Annotated in this window: 6 protein-coding genes; 2 read left to right on the plus strand and 4 right to left on the minus strand. The window is 73.3% G+C overall.

What is annotated here, in order from left to right; translation table 11 throughout:
* Positions 1-25: 25 nt before the first annotated feature.
* Entirely contained in the window at positions 26-886 is an 861-nt protein-coding gene (locus ACTWQE_RS33165; RefSeq protein WP_443332803.1) for a class I SAM-dependent methyltransferase, read from the plus strand.
* Positions 887-903: 17 nt separating this feature from the next.
* The gene (locus tag ACTWQE_RS33170; protein WP_443332804.1) at positions 904-1,035 is read left to right on the plus strand and encodes a hypothetical protein; all 132 of its coding nucleotides are present in this window, start codon (positions 904-906) and stop codon (positions 1,033-1,035) included.
* Between the two features lie 258 nt (positions 1,036-1,293).
* Here the strand turns inward: ACTWQE_RS33170 and ACTWQE_RS33175 are convergent, their stop codons facing one another.
* From ACTWQE_RS33175 to ACTWQE_RS33190, 4 genes are all read right to left on the minus strand, one after another.
* The gene (locus ACTWQE_RS33175) at positions 1,294-1,716 is read right to left on the minus strand and encodes an Hsp20/alpha crystallin family protein (protein ID WP_443332805.1); all 423 of its coding nucleotides are present in this window, start codon (positions 1,714-1,716) and stop codon (positions 1,294-1,296) included.
* A gap of 229 nt (positions 1,717-1,945) precedes the next feature.
* Complete coding sequence (locus tag ACTWQE_RS33180) at positions 1,946-2,383, minus strand: NUDIX hydrolase (RefSeq protein WP_443332806.1); 438 nt, start codon at positions 2,381-2,383, stop codon at positions 1,946-1,948.
* On the minus strand, positions 2,380-3,819 hold the full coding sequence (locus tag ACTWQE_RS33185; RefSeq protein ID WP_443332807.1) for a CHAD domain-containing protein: 1,440 nt from the start codon (positions 3,817-3,819) through the stop codon (positions 2,380-2,382). Before ACTWQE_RS33185 ends, ACTWQE_RS33180 begins: the two co-directional genes overlap by 4 nt.
* A 259-nt stretch (positions 3,820-4,078) precedes the next feature.
* Positions 4,079-6,430 (minus strand): RNA degradosome polyphosphate kinase, encoded by a 2,352-nt coding sequence (locus ACTWQE_RS33190; RefSeq protein ID WP_443332808.1) that lies wholly within the window; start codon positions 6,428-6,430, stop codon positions 4,079-4,081.
* Positions 6,431-6,764 lie beyond the last annotated feature (334 nt).

Below are 6,764 nucleotides of genomic sequence, written 5' to 3' on the forward strand. Positions count from 1 at the left end.
CCGGGGACCGCGTACGCTCCTGCCCATGGCTCCCCGCACCCCACCCTCCCGCCCTGTCGGGACAGTGACCCGCGGGACGACCCACCCCAACCGGCTGCGGCGCATGGACCGCTGGATAGCCGCGGTGCACGGTGGGGCGATACGGCGCGGCGCGGAGGCCGTGGCCGTGGATCTGGGGTACGGGGCCGCGCCCTGGACCGCTGTCGAGCTGCTCGCCAGACTGCGGACCGTACGGGCGGACGCCCGGGTCGTCGGACTTGAGATCGACCCGGCCCGGGTCCAGGCCGCCCGCCCCTATGCGCGCGAGGGGCTCGTCTTCGCGCACGGCGGCTTCGAGGTCCCCCTCTCCCGGAGCGCTCTCCCAGCTGCCGACGGTGGGGCCCTCACCCGGCCGGAGACCGGGCGAGGCCGTCACCCGGTGCTGATCAGGGCGGCCAACGTGCTGCGGCAGTACGACGAGGCGGAGGTCCGCGACGTATGGGAACGGCTGTGCGCACGCCTCGCGCCCGACGGGCTGCTCGTCGAGGGAACCTGCGATGAGATCGGGCGACGGCACGTCTGGGTCACGCTCGGCCCCGAGGGGGCGCGTACGGTCACCTTCGCCACCCGCCTCGGCTCCCTCTCCCACCCCTCCGACCTGGCCGAACGGCTTCCGAAGGCGCTCATTCACCGGAACGTCCCCGGCGAGCCCGTCCACGCCTTTCTGCGTGACTTCGACCGGGCCTGGGCGGCCGCCGCGCCGTTCGCCTCCCTCGGCGCCCGACAGCGCTGGATCCGCTCCGTGCGCTCCCTGAGCACCGACTGGCCCCTCGCGGACGGACCGAAGCGCTGGCGGCAGGGCGAGGTCACCGTCCGCTGGGAAGCACTGGCGCCCCGAGGCACCTGACCGCCGCCCGCCCGTCGTTGATCACCGACCCGCGGACGCTCTCCCGGCTCGAGGGCGAGCCGGCGGGCGTGGGTACCGCGCTCGGCGAGGACGTCCTGGGCCGGATCGACGAGATCATCCCGCCGGGCACGGACCTGAAACGGGCGTAGAGCTGCTAGGTGTCGGCGGCGCCGGCCGACGCCTCCCTGCACCGCCACCACTGAGCCGCAGACCGGGGAGTGGGGAGCGGGGGAGCCGCGCCGGGCTCGGGCTGCCTGCCCGCCTGCCCGTCCGGTCCGCCGGGGGGACCTGCCCGCCCCTTTCCGCCGGAGCACCTGCCCGCCCGGCCGCCGGGTCGGGGCGGGCACCGGCGGACCGGACGGGCACTCCGGTGTTGGCGGGTCAGGCCGTTCGGACGGTCGGGCCGTTCAGGCAGTGATCTGCTGCGGCGAGCCGCCGCCCGAGATCTGGATCTTCCGCGGCTTGGCCTGTTCCGCGACCGGGATACGGATCGTCAGCACCCCGGCGTCGTACGAGGCGTCGATGCGCTCGGTGTCGAGACTCTCACCGAGGAAGAGCTGGCGGCTGAACACACCGGTCGCCCGCTCGGAGGCGATCAGCTCCGCGCCTTCGGGAGCCGGGGAGCGCCGTTCGGCCCGCACGGTGAGAACGTTGCGCTCGACGTCGAGGTCGATGGACTCCGGTGCGACTCCGGGAAGGTCGAAGTGGACCACGAAGTCGTCCCCCGCGCGGTAGGCGTCCATCTGCATGGCCGCCGGTCGCGTCGCCGTACCGAAGACCTGCTGAGTGAGGCGGTCGAGGTCGCGGAACGGGTCGGTTCGCATGAGCATCACGGGTCATCTCCTTCCGTAAGCACTGAGTGCGATGCCCTACGCCTTCTTATATAGCTCGAAGGAGAAAAGTTGACAACCCTCGACTCAGGTCAGTCGGGCACGGAGTACAGACGCTGGAGCCGGCAGACCGAGTGAGCGGGGAGGCCCCCAGCACAACGGCCCCGGGCTCCCCGGGGCCGTTCCGCGGCTGGTGCCGGTGGGCCTCAGCGCTCGGCCGTACGCTCACTCACGCCGTGCGCAGGGCATCGAGGAGCGCGTCGACCAGCTCCCGGTCGCGTTCGTGCGTGAGGCGGAGGCGGGCCGCCGACGGGGGCAGCCAGAGGAGGCGGTCGACTTCCCGGTTGGGGACGAAGTGCCCGTCGGTGGCCTCCGCCGCCCAGTAATGCACCTCCTTGGGCCGCCCGTTCGCCACGTAGCGGGCCGTGGGCAGCGGCACGCCGGGCACGCAGTCGTAGCCCGTCTCCTCATGGACCTCCCGCAGCGCGCCCCGCAGGGGGTCCTCACCGCGTTTGAGCTTGCCCTTGGGGTGCGACCAGTCGTCGTACTTCGGCCGGTGCACGACCGCGATCTCGATCCCCCCGTCGCCCCCGTCGCGCGGGGAGCGCCGCCAGAGCACACACCCCGCCGCCAGTACTGTCCCGTCGTCCGCGGGCTGCCCCGTCACCGGGCGCTCACCGCCAATCGCTGCCAGAGACGGCCGAAGGCGAAGCGGGCGGCCTCGACGTCATGCCGCTGGTCGGCGTGGAGGACACCCAGCGCGTACGCCGTCGCCGGGGCGATCCGGGGAGTGCGGGCCGCGGCGGCGGCAGCGGCCGCGGCCTCCGAGGCGTCGCGGTGCCGCTCCAGGGCCTGGGCCGCGCTGGTGAGCCGTACGCGCAGCGAGGGTCCGCCATCGCCCCGGCATCCGGAAGCCACGCAGCCCTCGGGGCCCGGCGAGCCCCCGGGCCCCGGCCCGCCTGCGGACCCCTCGGGCATGGGCCCGCCTGTGGCCCCCTCGGGCACCGGGGAGTCCGACGGGTCCCCGGACTGCGCCGGATCCGCCGCGTCCAGCACCTCCTCCGCGTACCGGCACAGCCGCAGCAGCAGTCGCACCTGGTGCCACGGCGCGTCCTGCTGTTCCGTGGCGGGGGGAGCGTCGGCCGCCGCCGTGGCGGCGAGTCCGTGGACCAGGGCCTCCGCGTTGTACGGGTGCCCGGCGCGGTACAGCGGCAGTGCGTCGACCGCCTCCACCAGCTGCCGGCGCGCCTGGTCGGCGAGAGGCCGCAGCACCTCGTCCGGGGATCCGGCGGCCGCCACCGAGTCGAGCGGCGCCTCCGAGGCCAGTACGGCGACGGCGTCGGCGACCGCGTGGAACCGTGACGAGCCCAGCACCTGCAACGCGGCGGAGTGGGCCCGCGTCCGCGCAAGGGTGAGCTGACGCTCCAGCAACGCCCCGGCGCGCGCGGCGCCGACGGTGAGCGCACCGGGCGCGGGCGCGGCAGCCGACGAGGCGTGGCGCTGCGTGGGCGCCGCGGACTGCGAGGCGCTCCGCTGTGCGGTCGGCCCCCACTGCGCTTCCGTCGCGCCCCGCGCCGTGCGGCCGTCGCTCCGCGCGGCCGAGATCCGGTCCCCGTCGGTCGCGGTGAGCGCGTCGCACAGGTCGTACCAGTCCGAAGGGGCCCGGCCCCACCCGTCCGGACCGGCCCCGGCGGCCGTGGCCTGGTCCGCGCCCGACAGCCGGTGCAGGGCGGCCCGGAGCCGGGCCAGCCGTGCCGAGTACGCGTGCTCACGGGCGAGCGTGCCCGTCAGCCAGGCGAGTTCCGCACGCAGCGGGTCCGACCACGCCGTGTCGGTCAGCGGCCGGAACGTGAGCAGCGCGCCGCCGATCCGCCGCGCCGCGCGCCGTAGCTGGCGCCCCGCCTCGACGGCTTCCTCCGCGTCCGCGCCGCTCTCCCGGTGGAGCCGCAGACTGCGGAGGAAATCGGCGGCCTGACCGTGCAGGTATCCGGCCAGCACATCACCGGCGGTGAGGGCGGCGGACGCCTCCCGCGCCGAGGGTTCGTCCGGTCCGCCCGCGACCATCACGGGAATGCCCTGCGCCGGCGCCGCCGCGGCGGACACAGAGCCGCGTACCGGGCGTTTCCGGACGGGGTGACGGTCCTTCCCGAAGGCCGGTTCACGGGCCTGCGCACCATCCTGTTCACGGGCCGGATCGCCTCCCGGGTCGGGGCCGGAGTCTTGTCCGGAGCCTCGTACCGGGTCCCGTACCAGCTCGGGGCTGTCCGCCCCGGCTCGGACCGTAAGATCGCGGCCGCGGTCCCGGTCCGTGCCGGAGCCGGCGGGGCCGCCCCCGTCCCCGTCCCCGTGAGTACCGGCAGAGTCATGATGTCGCTGGGCCACGCCGGCGCCTCCGGGCGTCAATGAGCATCTCCTGGACGTTCCGCAGCGGCTGCCCTTCCGGATCCGTCGCGTGTCGCGTCCAGTTGCCGTCCGGGCCGAGGTGCCAGGAGGCGGTGTCGTCCGACATCCCGGATTCGAGCAGCCGGTTGAGGGAGGCCCGGTGGGCCGAATCACTCACCCGGACCAGGGCCTCGATACGGCGGTCAAGGTTGCGGTGCATCATGTCGGCGCTGCCGAGCCAGACTTCGGGCTCGCCGCCGTTGCCGAAGACGAAGACGCGAGAGTGTTCGAGGAAGCGCCCGAGGATGCTGCGCACCCGTATGTTCTCGGACAGGCCCTCGACACCCGGCCGCAGCGCGCAGATACCGCGCACCCAGATGTCCACGTCCACTCCGGCCTGCGACGCCCGGTAGAGGGCGTCGATGATGGCCTCGTCGACCATGGAGTTGGCCTTGATACGGATGTACGCGGGCCGCCCGGCGCGGCGGTGCACGGCCTCCTTGTTGATCCGCTGTATCAGACCGTCACGCAGTGACCTGGGGGCGACGAGCAGCCGTCGGTAGTTCTCGCGGCGCGAGTATCCGGACAGCCGGTTGAAGAGGTCGGAGAGATCGGCGCCGACCTGCTGGTCGGCCGTGAGCAGCCCCAGGTCCTCGTACAGCCGGGCCGTCTTCGGGTGGTAGTTCCCGGTGCCGACGTGGCTGTAGCGGCGCAGGGTGTCGCCCTCCTGCCGGACCACCAGCGACAGCTTGGAGTGCGTCTTCAGCCCCACGAGTCCGTAGACGACATGGCAGCCGGCCTCCTCCAGCTTCCGCGCCCACTTGATGTTCGCCTGCTCGTCGAAGCGCGCCTTGATCTCGACGAGCACCAGCACCTGCTTGCCGGACTCGGCCGCGTCTATCAGGGCGTTCACGATGGGGGAATCGCCGGAGGTGCGGTAGAGCGTCTGCTTGATGGCCAGCACGTCGGGGTCGTCGGCAGCCTGCTCCAGGAAGGCCTGGACGGAGGTGGAGAAGGAGTCGTACGGGTGGTGCAGCAGCACGTCCCGCTCGCGCAGCGCCGCGAAGATGTCGGGCGCCTGCGCGGACTCGACCTCGGCGAGGTCGCGGTGGGTGCCCGCCACGAACTTCGGGTACTTCAGCTCGGGCCGGTCCAGCTTCGCGATACCGAAGAGGCCGGTCAGATCGAGCGGTCCGGGCAGCGGGTGCACCTCGGCCTCGGAGATCTTCAGCTCACGTACCAGCCGGTCAAGGATTTCCGGGGCCATGGACTCCTCGACCTCGAGCCGCACGGGCGGCCCGAAGCGGCGCCGCATGAGCTCCTTCTCCAGGGCCTTGAGGAGATTCTCGGCGTCGTCCTCCTCCACCTCCAGGTCCTCGTTGCGGGTGACCCGGAACATGTGGTGGGCGAGCACCTCCATCCCCGGGAAGAGCTCCTCCAGATGCGCCGCGATGACGTCCTCCAGCGGCACGTACCGCTGCGGCGAGGCCTCCAGGAAGCGGGACAGCAGCGGCGGCACCTTCACACGTGCGAAATGCTCATGGCCGCTGACCGGGTTCCGTACGACGACCGCGAGGTTCAGGGAGAGGCCGGAGATGTACGGGAAGGGGTGCGCGGGGTCCACGGCCAGCGGCGTCAGGACCGGGAAGATCTGCTGCCGGAACAGCGTGAAGAGGCGGGCCTGCTCCTTCTCGGTCAGATCCGGCCAGCGGATCATGTGAATGCCCTGCTCGGCCAGCTCAGGGAGGACGTCCTGCTGGAAGCAGGCGGCGTGCCGGGCCATGAGCTCGCGGGAGCGGGTCCAGATCAGATCCAGCACCTCGCGGGGCTGGAGGCCGGAGGACGAGCGGGTGGCGACGCCGGTCGCGATACGGCGCTTCAGACCGGCGACGCGGACCATGAAGAACTCGTCGAGGTTGCTCGCGAAAATCGCCAGGAAGTTGGCACGCTCGAGGAGCGGGGTGGAGGGGTCCTCGGCGAGCTCGAGCACGCGTTCGTTGAAGGCCAGCCAGCTGCGTTCCCGGTCGAGGAAGCGGCCCTGGGGCAGCTCTCCGCTGTCCTCCTCGTACCCGGCCTCGTAACCGTCGAGGTCGGCGTCGAGGTCGGGTTCCAGGCCGGAGTAGGCCGCCGCGGCCACGGTGTGCGGGCGGTGCGCCGCGATGGAGCCCACCGAGGGCTGGACGTGCTGGACCGGTGCCGGAACGCTGGACTCGTTCATGTCCTCATTGTTCCGCGCCGGAGCGCCTTCGGGCGCGCGGGAAGCGGGGCGAAAAGGCGGCGGAGGCGCGGCACGGAGCCGTCTGGTGGGGGCTTTCGGCACAGCGGGCTGCATTCAGTGATGCTCGCAAGGGACATTGAAGCGCTGGTAACGAGCACATGGCGGCCAGGCAAGCGGGTCCCTTCGCCAGGGTGGCCGCATCCGCGGGCCCCAGGTCCGGGCGCTGCCGCACCGGCGCCGGGGCCGGGGCCGGGGGCCGCGTACCGCCGCGGTGCCGGGGGCCCTGGCCCGTTGCGCGGGGTCGGCCCAGCGCGGCCGCGCCCGCGTGTGCGGAGGCCCGGCGCGAGGTCCGGGCCCAGGACCGTACCCCGGCCCGGGGGACCCTCCCAGGCCAAGCGCGGGGGCCGTGCACCGGCACGGGAGCCCTGCCCGGCCCAGGCCCCGGCGC

The organism is Streptomyces sp. 8N706 (genome assembly GCF_052245415.1).
Classification (GTDB): domain Bacteria; phylum Actinomycetota; class Actinomycetes; order Streptomycetales; family Streptomycetaceae; genus Streptomyces.